This is a genomic window from Pseudomonas sp. R5(2019) (assembly GCF_009905435.1).
Taxonomy (GTDB): domain Bacteria; phylum Pseudomonadota; class Gammaproteobacteria; order Pseudomonadales; family Pseudomonadaceae; genus Aquipseudomonas.
The window spans coordinates 1-15,663 of record NZ_JAAAMT010000047.1 but is presented as its reverse complement, the minus strand read 5'-3'; the positions used below and the strand labels follow the sequence as shown (position 1 = coordinate 15,663).

The 15,663-nt window shown below is 61.3% G+C and carries 16 protein-coding genes; 9 read left to right on the top strand and 7 right to left on the bottom strand.

Going from position 1 to position 15,663, the window contains the following annotated elements:
• Positions 1-114 precede the first annotated feature (114 nt).
• On the bottom strand, positions 115-777 hold the full coding sequence (locus tag GUY40_RS23055; protein WP_166571216.1) for a class I SAM-dependent methyltransferase: 663 nt from the start codon (positions 775-777) through the stop codon (positions 115-117).
• A gap of 27 nt (positions 778-804) precedes the next feature.
• Positions 805-1,338, bottom strand: coding sequence for a C40 family peptidase (locus tag GUY40_RS23050; protein ID WP_166571215.1), 534 nt, complete (start codon positions 1,336-1,338; stop codon positions 805-807).
• Between the two features lie 220 nt (positions 1,339-1,558).
• Here GUY40_RS23050 and GUY40_RS23045 point away from each other — a divergent pair, with 220 nt between their 5' ends.
• Genes GUY40_RS23045 through GUY40_RS23020 form a run of 6 tightly spaced genes read left to right on the top strand, consistent with a single transcriptional unit; the run spans position 1,559 to position 7,411 of the window.
• Entirely contained in the window at positions 1,559-3,682 is a 2,124-nt protein-coding gene (locus GUY40_RS23045; RefSeq protein ID WP_166571214.1) for a type VI secretion system Vgr family protein, read from the top strand.
• Positions 3,679-4,506, top strand: a complete 828-nt coding sequence (locus GUY40_RS23040) for a DUF4123 domain-containing protein (RefSeq protein WP_166571213.1) — start codon at positions 3,679-3,681, stop codon at positions 4,504-4,506. The genes GUY40_RS23045 and GUY40_RS23040 overlap by 4 nt, the downstream gene beginning before the upstream one ends.
• The gene (locus tag GUY40_RS23035) at positions 4,503-5,024 is read left to right on the top strand and encodes a DUF3304 domain-containing protein (protein ID WP_218585470.1); all 522 of its coding nucleotides are present in this window, start codon (positions 4,503-4,505) and stop codon (positions 5,022-5,024) included. Before GUY40_RS23040 ends, GUY40_RS23035 begins: the two co-directional genes overlap by 4 nt.
• Entirely contained in the window at positions 5,021-5,590 is a 570-nt protein-coding gene (locus tag GUY40_RS23030; protein WP_218585469.1) for a DUF3304 domain-containing protein, read from the top strand. The genes GUY40_RS23035 and GUY40_RS23030 overlap by 4 nt, the downstream gene beginning before the upstream one ends.
• Positions 5,587-6,120, top strand: coding sequence for a DUF3304 domain-containing protein (locus GUY40_RS23025; RefSeq protein WP_218585468.1), 534 nt, complete (start codon positions 5,587-5,589; stop codon positions 6,118-6,120). The genes GUY40_RS23030 and GUY40_RS23025 overlap by 4 nt, the downstream gene beginning before the upstream one ends.
• Before the next feature lie 10 nt (positions 6,121-6,130).
• Positions 6,131-7,411 (top strand): DUF2235 domain-containing protein, encoded by a 1,281-nt coding sequence (locus GUY40_RS23020; protein WP_166571212.1) that lies wholly within the window; start codon positions 6,131-6,133, stop codon positions 7,409-7,411.
• A gap of 735 nt (positions 7,412-8,146) precedes the next feature.
• Here GUY40_RS23020 and GUY40_RS23015 read toward each other — a convergent pair.
• The 5 genes from GUY40_RS23015 to GUY40_RS22995 all read right to left on the bottom strand — a co-directional run bounded on the left by GUY40_RS23015 (position 8,147) and on the right by GUY40_RS22995 (position 12,723).
• Positions 8,147-8,788: a C40 family peptidase gene (locus GUY40_RS23015; protein ID WP_166571211.1), complete on the bottom strand. Its 642-nt coding sequence runs from the start codon at positions 8,786-8,788 to the stop codon at positions 8,147-8,149.
• Positions 8,789-8,854: 66 nt separating this feature from the next.
• Positions 8,855-9,628, bottom strand: coding sequence for an NAD-dependent deacylase (locus tag GUY40_RS23010; protein ID WP_166571210.1), 774 nt, complete (start codon positions 9,626-9,628; stop codon positions 8,855-8,857).
• Complete coding sequence (gene hda / locus GUY40_RS23005) at positions 9,622-10,326, bottom strand: DnaA regulatory inactivator Hda (RefSeq protein WP_166571209.1); 705 nt, start codon at positions 10,324-10,326, stop codon at positions 9,622-9,624. The genes GUY40_RS23010 and hda overlap by 7 nt, the downstream gene beginning before the upstream one ends.
• A 156-nt stretch (positions 10,327-10,482) precedes the next feature.
• On the bottom strand, positions 10,483-11,556 hold the full coding sequence (locus GUY40_RS23000) for an AI-2E family transporter (protein ID WP_166571208.1): 1,074 nt from the start codon (positions 11,554-11,556) through the stop codon (positions 10,483-10,485).
• Between the two features lie 153 nt (positions 11,557-11,709).
• Entirely contained in the window at positions 11,710-12,723 is a 1,014-nt protein-coding gene (locus tag GUY40_RS22995; RefSeq protein WP_166571207.1) for a DUF2066 domain-containing protein, read from the bottom strand.
• A gap of 349 nt (positions 12,724-13,072) precedes the next feature.
• On the opposite strand from GUY40_RS22995, the gene purM reads away from it, so the two are divergent.
• From purM to GUY40_RS22980, 3 genes are read left to right on the top strand one after another with little or no spacing between them, the layout of a single operon-like run.
• Positions 13,073-14,131, top strand: coding sequence for a phosphoribosylformylglycinamidine cyclo-ligase (purM, locus tag GUY40_RS22990; RefSeq protein ID WP_166571206.1), 1,059 nt, complete (start codon positions 13,073-13,075; stop codon positions 14,129-14,131).
• Positions 14,131-14,781 (top strand): phosphoribosylglycinamide formyltransferase, encoded by a 651-nt coding sequence (gene purN / locus GUY40_RS22985; RefSeq protein ID WP_166571205.1) that lies wholly within the window; start codon positions 14,131-14,133, stop codon positions 14,779-14,781. Before purM ends, purN begins: the two co-directional genes overlap by 1 nt.
• 8 nt (positions 14,782-14,789) lie before the next feature.
• Positions 14,790-15,500: a DUF3108 domain-containing protein gene (locus GUY40_RS22980; RefSeq protein ID WP_166571204.1), complete on the top strand. Its 711-nt coding sequence runs from the start codon at positions 14,790-14,792 to the stop codon at positions 15,498-15,500.
• Positions 15,501-15,663: the final 163 nt, after the last annotated feature.

Here is a 15,663-nt window from a genome sequence, read left to right as displayed (position 1 = left end):
ACTGAACAACAAAACCTTTATGTAGGAGCGGCGGTCCGGCGTCCCGGCCAGGTCCGCTCCTACAGGGGGCGGGGGGGGGTAGCCATTTCATTAGAGGATCGCAAGCGTCGGCCATTAGCGTTTGTGGCACAGGGTCAGGCCATCGCCGAGGGGCAGCATTGACAGGTCGACACGCAGGTCATCCTTCAGGGCGCTGTTGAGCGCCTGGATGGCCCGGGTGTCGGCGCTGTCAGGCTCGGCTTGCAATACCCGGCCGCTCCACAGCGTGTTGTCGAACACCGCCAGTCCGCCGGGGCGCAATAGCGTCAGGGCATGCTCAAGGTATTGCGGGTAGTTGGCCTTGTCGGCGTCGATAAAGATCAGGTCGAACTGCCCGGCAGCGCCTTCGCGCTCAAGCTGGGCGAGGGTTTCCAGCGCAGGCGCCAGACGCAGCTCGATGCGCTCGTCCACGCCTGCCCGCTGCCAGAAATCCAGGGCAATCTGGTTGTAGTCACCAGGCAAATCGCAGCAGATCAATCGCCCGCTCTCGCTCAGGGCCTGGGCCATGCACAAGGCGCTGTAACCGGTGAACGTGCCGACTTCGATCAAGCGCTGCGCACCCATCAAACTGACCAACAGCGCCAGAAACTGCCCCTGCTCGGGCGCCACCTGCCAGCGGGCTTGCTCCATGGCCTGGGTTTGCTCACGCAGCTGGCGCAGCAACGGCGTCTCGCGCAAGGAGACGCGCTTGAGGTAATCGTAGAGTTCGTCGTTGAGAAACAGCGTTTGCGCGGTCATGCCGATACCTCGCGTGTGCCACCGATGTCAGGGGTTTCTTGCCAGGTTAGTTGGCTGCAAGACCCGCTTGGCGTTCAGGTAGGCTTTTTGCCAATAGGCGTTGGACAGGTAATCCAGGCGCACCGTACCGCCGGTGGCCGGCGCGTGGACAAAACGACCTTCGCCGACATAGATGCCGGCATGGCTGACGTTCGACCCGCCGTTGGTGGCGAAGAACACCAGATCCCCGGACTGCAGCGCATCGCGGCCAATGGTCGGCGCGGAGAGGGTGATCATTTCCCGCGTGGAACGCGGTAGAGAGATGCCCGCCGCATCGCGGTAGACATAGTCGATCAGGCCGCTGCAATCAAAGCCCGAATCCGGTGTATTGCCACCCCAGCGATACGGCGTGCCGACCAGGCCCAGCGCGCGAAACAGCACGTCTTCGGCCACGGGCGAGAAATAGTGTTGGCCTGGCAGCGCAGGCCTGACCACGTTGGGCTGTGGTGCCGGAGGCTGACTGGAGCAGGCACCGAGCAGTGCTGCGAAGGCAAGAAGCGCGATGCGTGCCGTCATGGTCATGGACAGAACAATCCTGGTCTGAAGCCGGCCCCCAAGCCGAGTGCCCTGGCCTTTGCGTGAGGTGCTGGCCAGGAGGGTACGAACCATCAATGGTAGCACTCTGAAAGCATGTCGGCGAAGTGGTGCTTGAGAACGATCTCGCTGGATTTGGGAAACGTCCTATTTCTTCAGGCAGGCTGTCGATTCAGGCTGCGGCTGAATGTTCTGAGGGAAGTTCGCCATGCCCAGCCAATCCCATCTGCGCTTTACGTTCGACGTCCTCGGTGGCGAAGCCCCCGACGCCTTCGATGTCGTCGAATTCACTCTGACGGAAGGTTTGTCCGAAACCTTCCTGCTGTCTTTGGAGCTGTCCAGCCCCAACCCCGCCATCGACTTCGGCCAGGTCCTCGACCGCCCAGGGCTGCTGACGATCTGGCATGGCCAGACGCCGGTGCGCTTTGTTCATGGTGCAGTGTCGTCCTTCGTGCAGGGCGACACGGGGTTCAGACGGACCCGTTACCGCGCCGTGGTCGAGCCGCGCCTGGCCCGGCTCAAGCTGTCGTCCGACTGGCGGATCTTCCAGACTCTCACTGTCCCGCAAATCGCCCACGCCGTGCTCAAGGCCCACGGCCTCACGCTGGACTACGAGCAACGCGTCACGCTCGAACGCAAAGCGCGTGAGTACTGCGTGCAGGCCGGCGATTCGGACTACGACTTCATCGAACGGATCCTGCGCGAGGAAGGCTTCTTCTATTCCTTCCGCCACAGCGCCGAGGGCCACCAGCTGGTCCACAGCGACCGGCTGTTCATCCACGGCCGCCTCGACGACGAACCCGTGCTTTACAATCCGGCGCCGGGCGGCGATCAACCGCAGCCGGCGCTGCGCCGCTTCGCCTACAGCGAAAACGTGCGCACCGCCCGCCAGACCCAACGCGATTACACCTTCCAGCACCCGAATTACACCCACCAACACAGCCTGGATGGCTCCGACCTCGACCACCAGGGCCGTGGCTACGAGCGCTACGACTACCCCGGCCGGCACAAATTCGACGAAGTCGCCAAGCCGATCCTGACCAACCGCCTGCGCGGCCATCGCCGCGATGCGCGCATGGCCTGCGTCGAAGGCGACGACCCGCGCCTGCAGCCCGGAATCTCTTTTTATCTGGAAGGCCATCCCCGAGAAGACCTCAATCGTGGCTGGCGGCCGGTGCGCATGGTCCATCACGGCATCCAGCACACCAGCCAGGCCGAAGACAGCGCCGATGCCCAGCACGGCACCCGCTACCACTACGAGGCCGAGCTGGTCGCGGATGATGCCGAATGGCGCGCCGAGCCCCTGCCCCGCCCGCGCATCGACGGCCCGCAGACCGCCGTGGTGGTCGGCCCGCCGGGGGAAGAAATCTTCACCGACGACTACGGCCGGGTGAAAGTCCAGTTCCCCTGGGATCGTGAAGGCCAACACGACGAGCACAGCTCCTGCTGGATCCGCGTGGCGCAGAACTGGGCCGGCGCCACCTGGGGTCACATGGCCATTCCGCGCATCGGCCAGGAAGTCGTCATCCATTATCTCGACGGCGACTGCGACCAGCCACTGATCATCGGCCGCACCTACAACCGGCTGCAGCTACCGCCCTACGAGCTGCCGAAACACAAGACACGGATGACCATCAAGAGCGCAACCCACAAGGGCAAGGGCTTCAACGAACTGCGCTTCGAGGATGAAGCCGGGCAGGAAGAAATTTATATCCACGCCCAGAAGGACCAGAACCTCCACGTCAATCATGACGAAACCACCTTCGTCGGTCATGACCGCAGCGAACAGGTCGAACACGATGAAACCATCACCATCGGCCACGACCGCCAGGAGACCGTGGGTAACGATGAGCAAGTCCAGATCGGCCAGGACCGCCGCCACGACATCGGTCAGGACGAATTTCTCACTATTGGCCGCAACCACAGCATCCGCACCGGCAAGGACCGCACCGAAGAGGTCGACAACAACCGCCGTGACAAGACTGGCGCCAATCACTGGGTAAATATCGGCGGTAACCTTGAGCAGACCGTCGCAGGCCATGCCGAATTGCAGGCGGGCCAGGCGATTCGCCAACGCTCCCGCGTTTTCGAAGTGCAAGCCGGCGAAGTCGTCCGCCTGCGCGGCCCGGGTGGCACTATCACTTTGCACGACGGCGGTATCACCCTCAGCGCCTTGGGCATCAAGATCAAAGGGCCCATGACGCATCAACCCGATGGCCAGGCCACTCCCTTCAAGATGGACGACGAGCCCGGCATCAGCGAAGAAAGCGACTTCTGTCTGGAGTGCTTTCTCAAGGCGGCTCGCAGCGGCAGCGCGGTGGTGCCCAAATGAGCCGGGGCACTGCGTATTACCTGATCGACGGCGCCTTGCTGCTGGGCACGCCACACCATCGCTGGTTGCTGGAACAGCCTGAACTGCAGCGCCTCTATCAAGACGAAGGCGACATGGCCGCCAATGCCGGGCCACTGCTGCTGCCCTCTTCGACTTCGGTACGAGCGTGGACGGGCACACTGGCCCAGGGAAACCCCGACGCCATCTTCGCCTGCAACGCCTTTCGCAGCGAAGCACCGCTGGACATGCTGCTTGCGCACTTGAAAGCGCTGCGCTTTCTGCACACCAACGGCGGGCGACGCTACTATTTCCGCTACGCCGACGGCCGCGCATTTGCCAGTGTCTGGCACACCCTGACAGCCGAACAGCGTCAGGCCACGCTTGGCCCCATTCCGGCGTGGCACCACTACGATGCTTTCGGCACCGAGTGCTGTGCAGGCCCGGTTCAATCAGACGCTTGCACTCCACCCACCGCGCTGCCCTTGCACCTGCGGCCAGAGCAGTGGCATCAGGTGCTGGAAGCCGGCCGCCTCGGAGAACGTGTCAACGCAGCCGCCGCACTTCAGGTTGGCCCTCCCCCGCAGGGTACCCGAGCCCAACGCTATACCTGGGCCGCCGAGACCGATCGATGGTTGAAACGACTGGGCGTGGACGCGCTGCCGGTGCAAGTGGCGGCAACGTTGGTCGTCTGGCAAACCGCTGGGCTGGTTCTGCGTGCAGAGCAGTTTGCGGCCGCTTTACGCAAAGCACAGGTTAGCGGCGACCTCGACGGCGTCCTGGCCTTCAGCCAATTGGCAACCGCGCCGAAGATGCGGTTGCCATGAGGGTGTATCCACGCAGACGGGTTTTCGGGGCCGGGGTATTAATCCTGACCGTGGGCCTGACGGGCTGGCAGGAGCCAGACCCGGACAAGGAAATCATGGGCGTAGGCCTGACGGGCATCGACCATCTGCCAGATCATCTAAGCGTTCAGCGATTCTCGGTGGATGGCAGCGGTGGTGGGCCAGCGGGCGGCGGTGGCAGTCTTGCGTGCTGCGGCAGGCTGCCACGCAAATGGCAGCCCGACCTGACCGTGAAAGTGCGCTGGAACGTCACCAACTGGCGTGACTGCAAGGGTGAGGAACATGAGGCGGTGGTGCCGGTGGAGCCGTATGACGAAATCGGAAGGCTGTATGTGCACTTTTTTTCCGATGGGTCGGTGCGTGCCGTTTCATCTGCCTTGGCCACCCCTCTTAGTCCCGACTACAAAGGACCGCACGACCGCATTCCACAAAAATATCCCTGGCAAATCTACGACCTTGATTCGACGTGCCCGCCCTATACAGCAAGGAGCCCGCGATGACCCAGGCACAAAGCGGTCATCATCCGAAGCCCCGCCCGTCCAAACGAATTTTCGCAACTGTCGTGCTGGTCTTGACCATCGGCCTCACAGGCTGTCAGGAATCCGATCCAGGCAAGGAAATCATGGGTGTGGGTCTGACCGGCATCGACCATCTGCCTGACCATCTGAGTGTTCAGCGATTCTCGGTTGATGGCAGAGGCGGCGCACAGGCCGGTAAAGGCGGAAGCCTGGTGTGCTGCGGATCGCTGCCTCGCAAATGGCAGCCCGACCTGACCGTGAAAGTGCGCTGGAACGTCACCAACTGGCGCGACTGCAAGGGTGAGGAACATGAGGCGGTGGTGCCGGTGGAGCCGTATGACGAAATCGGAAGGCTCTATGTGCACTTTTTTTCGGATGGGTCGGTGCGTGCCGTTTCATCTAACTATGTCGCTTGGAAAGCCAATGAGCCCGAATCTCCTTATCCGATCAAGGATCTCATCCCACAAAAGTACCCGTGGCAGGTCTATGACTTGGATTTGACCTGCCTGCGTTCCGCCAATCCCGAAACAGCGGAGAGCACGCCGTGAGCCAGACGCAGGAAGCTAATTGCCGGAATTCTTGCCTGCTGTCAGCCCTCATTCTGAGCTTGAGCATCAGTCTGACGGGGTGTCAGGCGCAAGACCCAGACAAGGAAATCATGGGTGTCGGCCTCACTGGTATCGACCATCTGCCTGACCATTTGAGCGTACAACGGTTCTCGGTGGATGGCAGAGGCGGCGCGCAGGCCGGCAAAGGCGGAAGCCTGGAGTGCTGCGGATCGCTACCTCGCAAATGGCAGCCCGACTTGACCGTGAAAGTGCGCTGGAACGTCACCAACTGGCGTGACTGCAAGGGTGAGGAACATGAGGAGGTGGTGCCGGTGGAGCCGTATGACGAAATCGGAAGGCTCTATGTGCACTTTTTTTCCGATGGGTCGGTGCGCGCCGTTTCATCTGCCTTGGCCACCCCTCGAAGTCCTGATTACAAAGGACCGCACGACCGCATCCCACAAAAATACCCCTGGCAAATCTACAACCTTGATTTGACGTGCTCGCCGCCCGAAAGCCCCAAACAATAAGGAGAACGCCATGACCCTCCCTCCAGCTCAGGAACCTCAGCTAGAAATCCATCCCCTGGATGGCATCCCGAATTTAAAACTCGTACTTCCATCTGTTGAGTGTCGTGCAGAACACTGCGAAATCCCCCTGAACATCGGAGTTTTTTTCGACGGTACTGGCAATAACTACGAATGGGACGACGCCGATGATTGCCAAGTGGGCCAAGGCACCCAACTGTCGCGACGCAAGGAAAGCAATGTGGCGCGATTGTTTTTCGCCTATCCGGAGGATCCGGCCAGGGGCTACTACCGAACTTACATCTCCGGCGTCGGCACACCTTGCATCCCCATTGGCGAGACAGAGCCCGCAAGGTTTGGCATGGCAGCCGGTGAAGGGGGCGATGGTCGGATCAATTATGGCCTGCTGTCCATTCTCAACGCTGTTCATTCAACCCTCTCTCGGGTGGGCCAAGGCGCGTACGACGAAGATGTCCTCATGGCCCTCTGCCGCAACGGCAAACGCCACCCCATCGGCCCAGAAGGCGATCGCTATTCCCTCCTGAAAGGCCGTGTTGCAGACGAACTGGCTCTGCGCAAAGTGGGCATGCAACATATTGGCGGCCTGCTGATGAACGAAGCCTCGATCAACGGCAAACCAGATCGCTCAATTGCTCAAGCCTTCTACCAACGCGAAGTCAAGCGTCTGACCGAGCTGATCGCCCATCGCTCCAAACCGAAGCTTGCGGAAATCTCCATCGATGTGTTCGGGTTTTCTCGCGGTGCGGCGCTGGCGCGCACGTTCTGCAGTTGGCTGGATGAGCTGTTCGACGGCAACCGACTGTGCGGTGTCCCCACGACGATCCGCTTTATGGGCTTGTTCGACACCGTGGCCTCGGTGGGGCTGCCGAACAATCCTCGCACCACCGCCAATCTCACCCATGGCCATCTTTCCTGGGGCAATGAGGCCTATCTGCGCATCCCTGCACGCGTCAAAAACTGCGTGCATTACGTAGCCATGCACGAAAACCGCCCGTCATTCCCACTGGATCGGGTGTTCAAGCACAACGGTCTGCCGAGCAACTGTCACGAATACGCTTTCCCGGGGATGCACTCGGACGTGGGTGGTGGCTACGGTGTCAACGAGCAAGGGCGCGGACGCATGCCGGCCGATGTGGGACGCAATGCGCTCAACAGTGAGAAGCTCTCGCAGATTCCGCTGGAATACATGTTGAAGACTGCGCTGTCGGCCAATGTGCCGCTCGACCCGCGCAATGCGCGTGGAGTGGATGAAAACGACGCCAGATATGCCTGAGGACCGTATCAAGGCTTCCAAGTGCTTGCCTTGGGTTTTCCGGAGCTGCCGAAATCGAGCGCCGCCCGCGCGGCGCATCGCGGATAAATCCGCTCCCACATTTGTTGCAACGAGCCATGGCCTGTGAGATTGGGGTTGTCAGCTTTGCTTGTAGGGCGGGAGATCGCGGTGGCGCAGGAACAAAAAAAGGTTCATCGCGCAATTGCGGGATAGCCACACCGAAACCACACAGATCTAAAGCCGAACAAACAAGGCTGGCCACTCCAATTTCACAGGCCATGGCACGTTGCAACAAATGTGGGAGCGGATTTATCCGCGATGCGCCGCGCGGGCGGCGCGCGATCTCAAGAACAATGGAAAAACCAAGGCAAGCACCTCACACGGCTCATGCGATCTGCTGGCAGGCCCCCTCGCCTCCCCCATCAGAATGAAGAGGGTTGCCTGAGGACCGTATCAAGGTTCCAAGTGCTTGCCTTGGGTTTTCCGGCGCTGCCGAAATCGAGCGCCGCCCGCGCGGTGCATCGCGGCGGTCCGGCGCTCCGGTAAATCCGCTCCCACATTTGTTGCAACGTGCCATGGCCTGTGAATTTGGAGTTGCCAGCCTTGTTTGTTCGGCTTTAGATCTGTGTGGTTTCGGTGTGGCTATCCCGCAATTGCGCGATGACCAAACTTTTTGTCCGCACATACAAAAACGCCCCCAACTTTCGGTCGGGGGCGTTTTTGATGCGTTCTGGCTTAATTGCGTGAAATAACCGTCGTCGATGCATTCGGCGCCAGGGCCAGGGCCCGTTTGGCTTCGATAAAGGTCTTGCTCCAGTAGCTGTCGCCCAGGCTGTCGATGCGAACACCGCCACTGCGACGGCTGCTGGAGTGGATGAACTGGTCATCGCCCAGGTAGATGCCGGCGTGGCTGACGCGGCCGCGGTTGCGGCTGTTGGTGCTGAAGAACAGCAGGTCGCCCGGCTTGAGATTATTGCGAGCCACCAGCGGCGCGTCCAGGTTGATCATTTCGCGGGTCGAGCGCGGCAGGGTCATGCCGGCCTCTTCACGGAACAGGTAACCGATAAAACCGCTGCAGTCGAAGCCCGAGGTTTCCGAGGTGCCGCCGAAACGGTAGCGGGTACCGATCAGGGCCATGCCGCGCTCCAGGATGCTGTCAGCCAGGACCGGCAGCTGGTAAGGCTTGCTGCTGGAGAACTGGGCCAGTTCCTTTTCCGACATCAGCTCTTCTTCGGTCATGAGCGAAGGCTGGGCGGCGGCCTGGGTGGAAACTGAGGAGTGTTGCACCTGCTGTTGCGAGACTGGCGATTGAGCAGCGCAGCCAAACAGCAGGGTCACGAGTGCGAGGGGCACGAGGGGTGCGAAGCGCTTCAGCATGGGCACAACCGTGTCAGGAATTAAAAGAAGCCGCGACTATGCCTTTTACAATTCTCATTTGCAAATTCAATCGAAAAAAATGTGACTTATTACTTTTGGTAAAACATCCAAGGCGCGAGCTTCTATACAGAGGTCCATCCAGGCCGAGAGCACGGTCGGTTCCGGGTTGATCTCAAGCGTCACACCACCGCTGGCACGGGTGCGCAAAACCGGCTCTTGAATATAAGGGAAGCTGGCAGTGGTACCAACGCACAGCACCGCATCGAACCCCCGCTCGATCTGCTCGTACAGATCATCCAGCGCCGCCTCTGGCAAACGCTCTTCGAACAGCACCACGGGCGGGCGCAGAATCCCCCCGCAGCGCGAGCAAAGTGGCGGTAACGGGGCCGCCAGATGTGCTTCAAGATTTTCGTCAACCGCACCGCAGGCCTGGCAATACAAGGGCGAGAAATGCCCATGGATTTCGATCAGGCGCTCAGGCGCACTCCCGGCCTGGCGATGGTAGCCGTCGATATTTTGCGTGAGTACCCAACACTCGGGCTTTTCCTGCTGCAAGCGGGCGATAGCCGCATGGCCGGCATTGGGCTGTGCGCCCAGACAGGCCCTGCCCAGTTGCGCCAGGTACTTCCAGCACAGCGCCGGGTCCTGTTGCAGCATCGGCCCGGACAAGGCTTCTTCGATCGGCAGGCCCTCGGCGGTCACACCGTTGTATAACCCGCCCAGGCCGCGATAGGTCGGCAGCCCCGAATCGGCCGACAGCCCCGCGCCGGTGATCACCAGAATGCGCCGTGCCTGGCGCAGCATGGCTGCGGCCTGGCGAAGCAGCTGCGGGTCTACCAACCGAGGGTTTCTTTTAGGAAGGGAATGGTCAGCTTGCGCTGTGCCTGCAAGGAGGCCTGGTCGAGCCGTTCGAGCAGGTCGAACAGCGCACTCATGCTGCGCGTGCCACGGGTGAGGATGAAGTGCCCGACTTCGTCGGTCATGTGCAGGCCCCGACGCGAGGCGCGCAGCTGCAGGGCGCGCAGCTTGTCTTCGTCGCTCAGGGCGCGCATCTGGAAGATCAGCGCCATGGTCAACCGCGACTTGAGGTCCGGCAGCTTGATCGGCAATTCGCGCGGCGAACTGGACGCGGCCAGCAGCAATCGGCGACCACTGTCGCGCAGGCGGTTGAACAGGTGGAACATGGCCTCTTCCCAGTCGGGCTTGCCGGCAATCACATGCAGGTCATCCAGGCACACCAGCTCGTACTGCTCCAGGTGGTCGAGCAGCTCGACGCCACGGTCGAGCAACTGCGCCAGGGGCAGGTACACCGCCGGCTCGCCCATTTGCTCGAAACGCAAACAGGCAGCCTGCAACAGGTGGGTACGCCCCACGCCCTGCTTGCCCCAGAGATAAATCAGGCTTTCGGTCCATCCGGCGTCGGCTTCGCATAGCCGCTCGACATAGCCGAGTGCAGCGGCATTGGCGCCTGGATAGTAATTGATAAAGGTGGCGTCATCCCGCAGACGTACACCCAGGGGCAGCTGAATCGGTTTCATGCTGGCTTGACAGTTCAATCGAACCGCGAGGGGCCTCAGAGTGAAGTGAGCAAAGTTTATACCCGTGGCGCCGGACGCACAACGTGGCAGACCACAAGCAAAATCAAAGGTTTGCGTTTATGGGCCGCCACGTTGAAAGCATTTTGACAGTATTGGTTACAAATCCGGATCGATTTGGCCGTCGTATATGTCCGACTCTTTATACAGATCGTGCATATGACGCAGCAGCACCATGATCACCGCCGCCACCGGCAACGCCAGCAGCACCCCGGTAAAGCCGAACAATTCGCCGCCGGCGAGGATGGCGAAAATCACTGCGACCGGGTGCAGGCCGATGCGGTCACCGACCAGCAGGGGCGTCAACACCATGCCTTCCAGGGCCTGGCCGACCATAAACACCGCGGCGATGCCGATCAGTGGATACCACTCGCCGCCAAACTGAAACAGCCCGGCGATCATGGCCGCGCCAATCCCGACGATAAAGCCCATGTAAGGCACGATGGCGGCCAGCCCCGCGAGCATGCCGATCAACAGCCCCAGCTCCAGGCCCACCAGCATCAAGCCAGCGGCATAGATCACCCCCAGCGCAACCATCACCAGCAACTGGCCACGAATAAAGGCGCCGAGCACCTCGTGGCATTCACCGGCAAGGCCCACCACTTGCTCTTCATTCTGGCGCGGCAACAGGCGGCGCAGCTTGGCCATCATCAGGTCCCAGTCGCGCAGCAGGTAGAAACTCACCACCGGGATCAGCACCAGGTTCGCCAGCCAACCGAGCAGGGCCAGCCCTGACGCGGTCGCCTGGCTCAGCACCACGCCGACGATGTCGGTGGTCGGGCCCATGTGCTCGGTAATCGCCGCCTTGATCTTGTCGAACTTCCAGAACCCATCGACCAGGCCCAGCCGGCTCTGCACCCACGGCAACGCCGTGTGTTGCAGCCAGTCGAGCATCTGCGGCGCCAACTCATAAAGGCGCACCAACTGCTTGGCCAACAGCGGTACCAGCACCAACAGCAGGATCGCCAGGATCAAGCTGAACAGGGCAAACACCGAGATCACGCCCCAGGTGCGCGACATGCCGAGTTTTTCCAGACGATCCACCAGCGGGTCTGCCAGGTACGCCAGGAGAATGCCGACCAGAAACGGCGAGAGAATCGGATGCAGCCAATACACAAAAGCCGCAAACACCAGCACGGTGATCAGCCAGATCCAACGACGCCTGTCATTCATTCAAGAGTTCCTGCCCTCAGAGTAAAAAAATAATGGAATGCAAAAACCTGTAGGAGCGGATTTATCCGCGAATCCAGCCGCCGCGGTATGTCAGGCATACCGTGTTGCCTGTATTCGCGGATAAATCCGCTCCCACATTATTAACCGTGCTGTTTACCAACGGAAACGCAAGCCAGTGAAGGGTTGCACAGGGGGTGTAACCGGCGCTGGCGCGGTTTCAGCCGGCAGTTCCTGTAGTTGAACCAGGCTCAACTGCGCCCGCAGCTGATCGGGGCTGGCGTTGACCTGATAGACAATCTTGTCGCCATTCACGCTTTTGAGCCGTGGGCCGAACGGCTCCAGGGTGCGCAACAGCTGGGCGTAGCGCGCCAGGTTCATGCCCTGGACTTGCAGAAGGTTGCTGGCTGCACCCGGCCGCGCGACAAAACGCGGCGCCAGGCGCTGGCTGACCGCAAGCATCACCGCATCGGCCAGGGCCGCGGGGTCAGCCGCCTGAACGCTGCCCTGCTCTTTTTGCTCGCCCATCCACAGGCGCCATTTGCCTTGCCACTGGCCATCGGCCTCGGCGGCGTGGACGGCCAACAGGGCATTGGCGCCGTAGCGCTCGGACGCACCGCGCAGCGGCGCCGGGTCGCTGCCTTCGAGGTTTTTCGCGGTGCCGACCAGTTGTTCGTTCAAATCCGCCAATGGCAGGCGCAGCGGCAAACCACGATGCTGGGCCGCGGTGCGCAGTGGCGCGGCGCTGGCCTGGCCATCGCCCACCAGGCTTGAGCCCTCGGCATTATCGTTAAGCCACCAGACCAGGATCGCCGGGCGATTCTTGCCCCACATCGGCAAGCCGGCCTTGCGCAGCGCCGCGTCGGTGCTGGCCGGATCGAAGTCCACCCGCAACGCTTCCGGCGGCCCGGCTTCATAGCCGTAGCGGCTGATGATCTGTTGCGGATCCTTGCGCACCGCCGCCAGACCCGGGTGGTCGAAGGCCTTGTCGTCGCCGGTCAGACGCAGCACCATGGTCTGCAGCGCGCGCTCGGTGGCCTGGGTGCGTTCTTCCAGGCTTTGCCCGCTGACAGGCTCGCGCACCTGGTACAGGTTCTTCAGGGTTTCGGCATGGCTTGGCAAAGCCAGCAGGGACAGACAGCCAACCAGCAGGTAGTTATACAGTCGCATAGGATTCCCGACGGCGAAAACGCGACCCAGACGGCCGCATGAATATATGAATGACAGGGTCTCGGACCATAGGTTCGCCTGAAACGCTCCTTGTGCGCGCGGTTTTTTCGGCGCAATCCCCTGCCCTCTCTTATACAGCCATCAGTATGGCAACCGTGATGAAACTTCCAGACGATATTTTTCTGCCAATTACCGTGCCTGCCCGTCGGCCTGAGGATGGCCGCTGCCGGGCAACCCTGTTAAAATCGCGCGCCTTCGCAGACCGGCGACGGTCAGGCCTCGGATCACGCTCCGAATTACCTGGCAGGTCACGGTCGATTCCCCCGAATCCCCCCTAAAGGCCTGGATCATGAGCAAGCAACCCTCCCTGAGCTACAAGGACGCCGGTGTAGACATCGACGCCGGTGAAGCATTGGTCGAACGCATCAAAGGCGTCGCCAAGCGCACCGCGCGCCCTGAAGTCATGGGCGGCCTGGGCGGTTTTGGCGCCCTCTGCGAGATCCCGGCCGGCTACAAACAGCCGGTTCTGGTCTCTGGCACCGATGGCGTCGGCACCAAACTGCGCCTGGCACTGAACCTGAACAAGCACGACAGCATTGGCCAGGACCTGGTTGCCATGTGCGTCAACGACCTGGTGGTCTGTGGCGCCGAGCCACTGTTCTTCCTCGACTACTACGCCACCGGCAAGCTGAACGTTGACACCGCCGCGGCCGTGGTTACCGGCATCGGCGCTGGCTGTGAGCTGGCTGGCTGCTCGCTGGTCGGTGGTGAAACCGCCGAAATGCCTGGCATGTACGAAGGCGAAGACTACGACCTGGCCGGCTTCTGCGTCGGCGTCGTGGAAAAAGCCGACATCATCGACGGCTCCAGGGTTGCCACTGGCGACGCACTGATCGCGCTGCCATCGTCCGGCCCGCACTCCAACGGTTACTCGCTGATCCGCAAGATCATCGAAGTCGCCGGCGCCGACATCGAAAACATCCAGCTGGACGGCAAACCGCTGACCGAACTGCTGATGGCTCCGACCCGCATCTACGTCAAGCCGCTGCTGCAGCTGATCAAGGAAACCGGCGCGGTCAAGGCCATGGCCCACATCACCGGTGGCGGCCTGCTGGACAACATCCCGCGCGTACTGCCAAAAGGCGCACAAGCCGTGGTTGACGTCGCCAGCTGGCAGCGCCCGGCTGTATTCGACTGGCTGCAAGAAAAAGGCAACGTTGACGAGACCGAAATGCACCGCGTGCTGAACTGCGGCGTTGGCATGGTCATCTGCGTGGCTCAGGATCAGGTCGATACCGCCCTGAACTCCCTGCGCGCCGCTGGCGAGCAACCTTGGGTCATCGGCCAGATCGCGGCTGCCGCCGAAGGCGCAGCTCAGGTCGAACTGAAAAACCTCAAGGCGCACTGATGCCGACACCCTGTGATGTAGTGGTGCTGCTTTCCGGCACCGGCAGCAATCTGCAGGCTCTGATCGACAGCACCCAGGGCGGGGACAACCCCGCCCGCATTCGCGCGGTGATTTCCAACCGCGCCGATGCCTACGGCCTGCAACGCGCCCGCGATGCCGGTATCGAGGCACGGGTGCTGGACCACAAGGGGTTCGAAGGTCGCGAAGCCTTCGACACCGCCTTGATGGCCCTGATCGACGAATTCTCGCCCAAACTGGTCGTACTGGCGGGCTTCATGCGCATCCTCAGCGCCGATTTCGTGCGTCACTATCAAGGCCGCCTGCTCAATATCCACCCTTCCCTGCTGCCCAAGTACAAAGGCCTGCACACCCATCAACGGGCGCTGGATGCCGGCGACCGGGAGCATGGCTGCAGCGTGCATTTCGTCACCGAGGAACTCGATGGCGGGCCACTGGTCGTACAGGCGGTAGTCGCAGTAGAGTTGGCTGATACTGCCCAGAGCCTCGCCCAGCGAGTCCATGGTCAGGAGCACCAGATCTACCCGCTGGCCATGCGCTGGTTTGCCGAGGGTCGTTTGAGCCTGGGTGAACAAGGTGCGATATTGGATGGGCAGCCCTTGCCTGCCAGCGGCCACTTGATTCGACCCTAGGAGAAATTATGCGTCGCGCCCTGCTCTTCGCTCTCGCTTTGCTCGCATTGCCCATCCACGCGGCGGATCTCAAGCCTTTCGCCGCCAGCTACACGGCCGACTGGAAACAGTTGCCCATGAGCGGCACTGCCGAGCGCAGCCTGAAACAGAACACCGATGGCACCTGGACCTTGAACTTCAAGGCCTCGATGATGATCGCCAGCCTCACCGAAGAAAGTAAGCTGCGTCAGGACAAGGACACCTTGTTGCCGCAGACCTACAGCTTCGAGCGCAGCGGTCTGGGCAAGGCCAAGAAAGTCGACCTGGATTTTGACTGGTCGTCGAAAATGATCACCGGCAGCGACCGTGGCGACGCGGTGAAGATCCCGCTCAACCGTGGCATCCTCGACAAGTCCACTTACCAGCTGGCCCTGCAACATGACGTGGCCGCCGGCAAGAAGAGCATGAGCTACCAGGTCGTCGACGGCGATGAGCTGGACACTTATGACTTCCGCGTCCTGGGCACCGAGAAAGTCGATACCCAGGCCGGCCAGGTTGAAGCCATCAAGGTCGAGCGCGTTCGCGACCCGACACAAAGCAAGCGCATTACCGTGCTGTGGTTCGCCAAGGAATGGGACTACCTGCTGGTTCGCCTGCAACAGGTCGAAACCGACGGCAAGGAATACAACATCATGCTTAAAGACGGCACGGTGGATGGCAAGTCTGTGAAAGGCAGCTGAGTCCTCGCCAGGCTGACCAGAACCCCGCCTCGTGCGGGGTTTTCTTTTTCCTCAATGCGATCTTCCCTGTGGGAGCGGATTCATCCGCGAATACAGGCTCCACGGTGTGTCAGGCATACCCTGTCGCCTGTATTCGCGGATGAATCCGCTCCCACATCAATTA

Coding starts and splice junctions, on each gene's coding strand:
- GUY40_RS23055 (WP_166571216.1), bottom strand. CDS start 777: ATGACCGCGCAAACGCTGTTTCTCAACGACGAACTCTACGATTACCTC.
- GUY40_RS23050 (WP_166571215.1), bottom strand. CDS start 1,338: ATGACCATGACGGCACGCATCGCGCTTCTTGCCTTCGCAGCACTGCTC.
- GUY40_RS23045 (WP_166571214.1), top strand. CDS start 1,559: ATGCCCAGCCAATCCCATCTGCGCTTTACGTTCGACGTCCTCGGTGGC.
- GUY40_RS23040 (WP_166571213.1), top strand. CDS start 3,679: ATGAGCCGGGGCACTGCGTATTACCTGATCGACGGCGCCTTGCTGCTG.
- GUY40_RS23035 (WP_218585470.1), top strand. CDS start 4,503: ATGAGGGTGTATCCACGCAGACGGGTTTTCGGGGCCGGGGTATTAATC.
- GUY40_RS23030 (WP_218585469.1), top strand. CDS start 5,021: ATGACCCAGGCACAAAGCGGTCATCATCCGAAGCCCCGCCCGTCCAAA.
- GUY40_RS23020 (WP_166571212.1), top strand. CDS start 6,131: ATGACCCTCCCTCCAGCTCAGGAACCTCAGCTAGAAATCCATCCCCTG.
- GUY40_RS23015 (WP_166571211.1), bottom strand. CDS start 8,788: ATGCTGAAGCGCTTCGCACCCCTCGTGCCCCTCGCACTCGTGACCCTG.
- hda (WP_166571209.1), bottom strand. CDS start 10,326: ATGAAACCGATTCAGCTGCCCCTGGGTGTACGTCTGCGGGATGACGCC.
- GUY40_RS23000 (WP_166571208.1), bottom strand. CDS start 11,556: ATGAATGACAGGCGTCGTTGGATCTGGCTGATCACCGTGCTGGTGTTT.
- GUY40_RS22995 (WP_166571207.1), bottom strand. CDS start 12,723: ATGCGACTGTATAACTACCTGCTGGTTGGCTGTCTGTCCCTGCTGGCT.
- purM (WP_166571206.1), top strand. CDS start 13,073: ATGAGCAAGCAACCCTCCCTGAGCTACAAGGACGCCGGTGTAGACATC.
- purN (WP_166571205.1), top strand. CDS start 14,131: ATGCCGACACCCTGTGATGTAGTGGTGCTGCTTTCCGGCACCGGCAGC.
- GUY40_RS22980 (WP_166571204.1), top strand. CDS start 14,790: ATGCGTCGCGCCCTGCTCTTCGCTCTCGCTTTGCTCGCATTGCCCATC.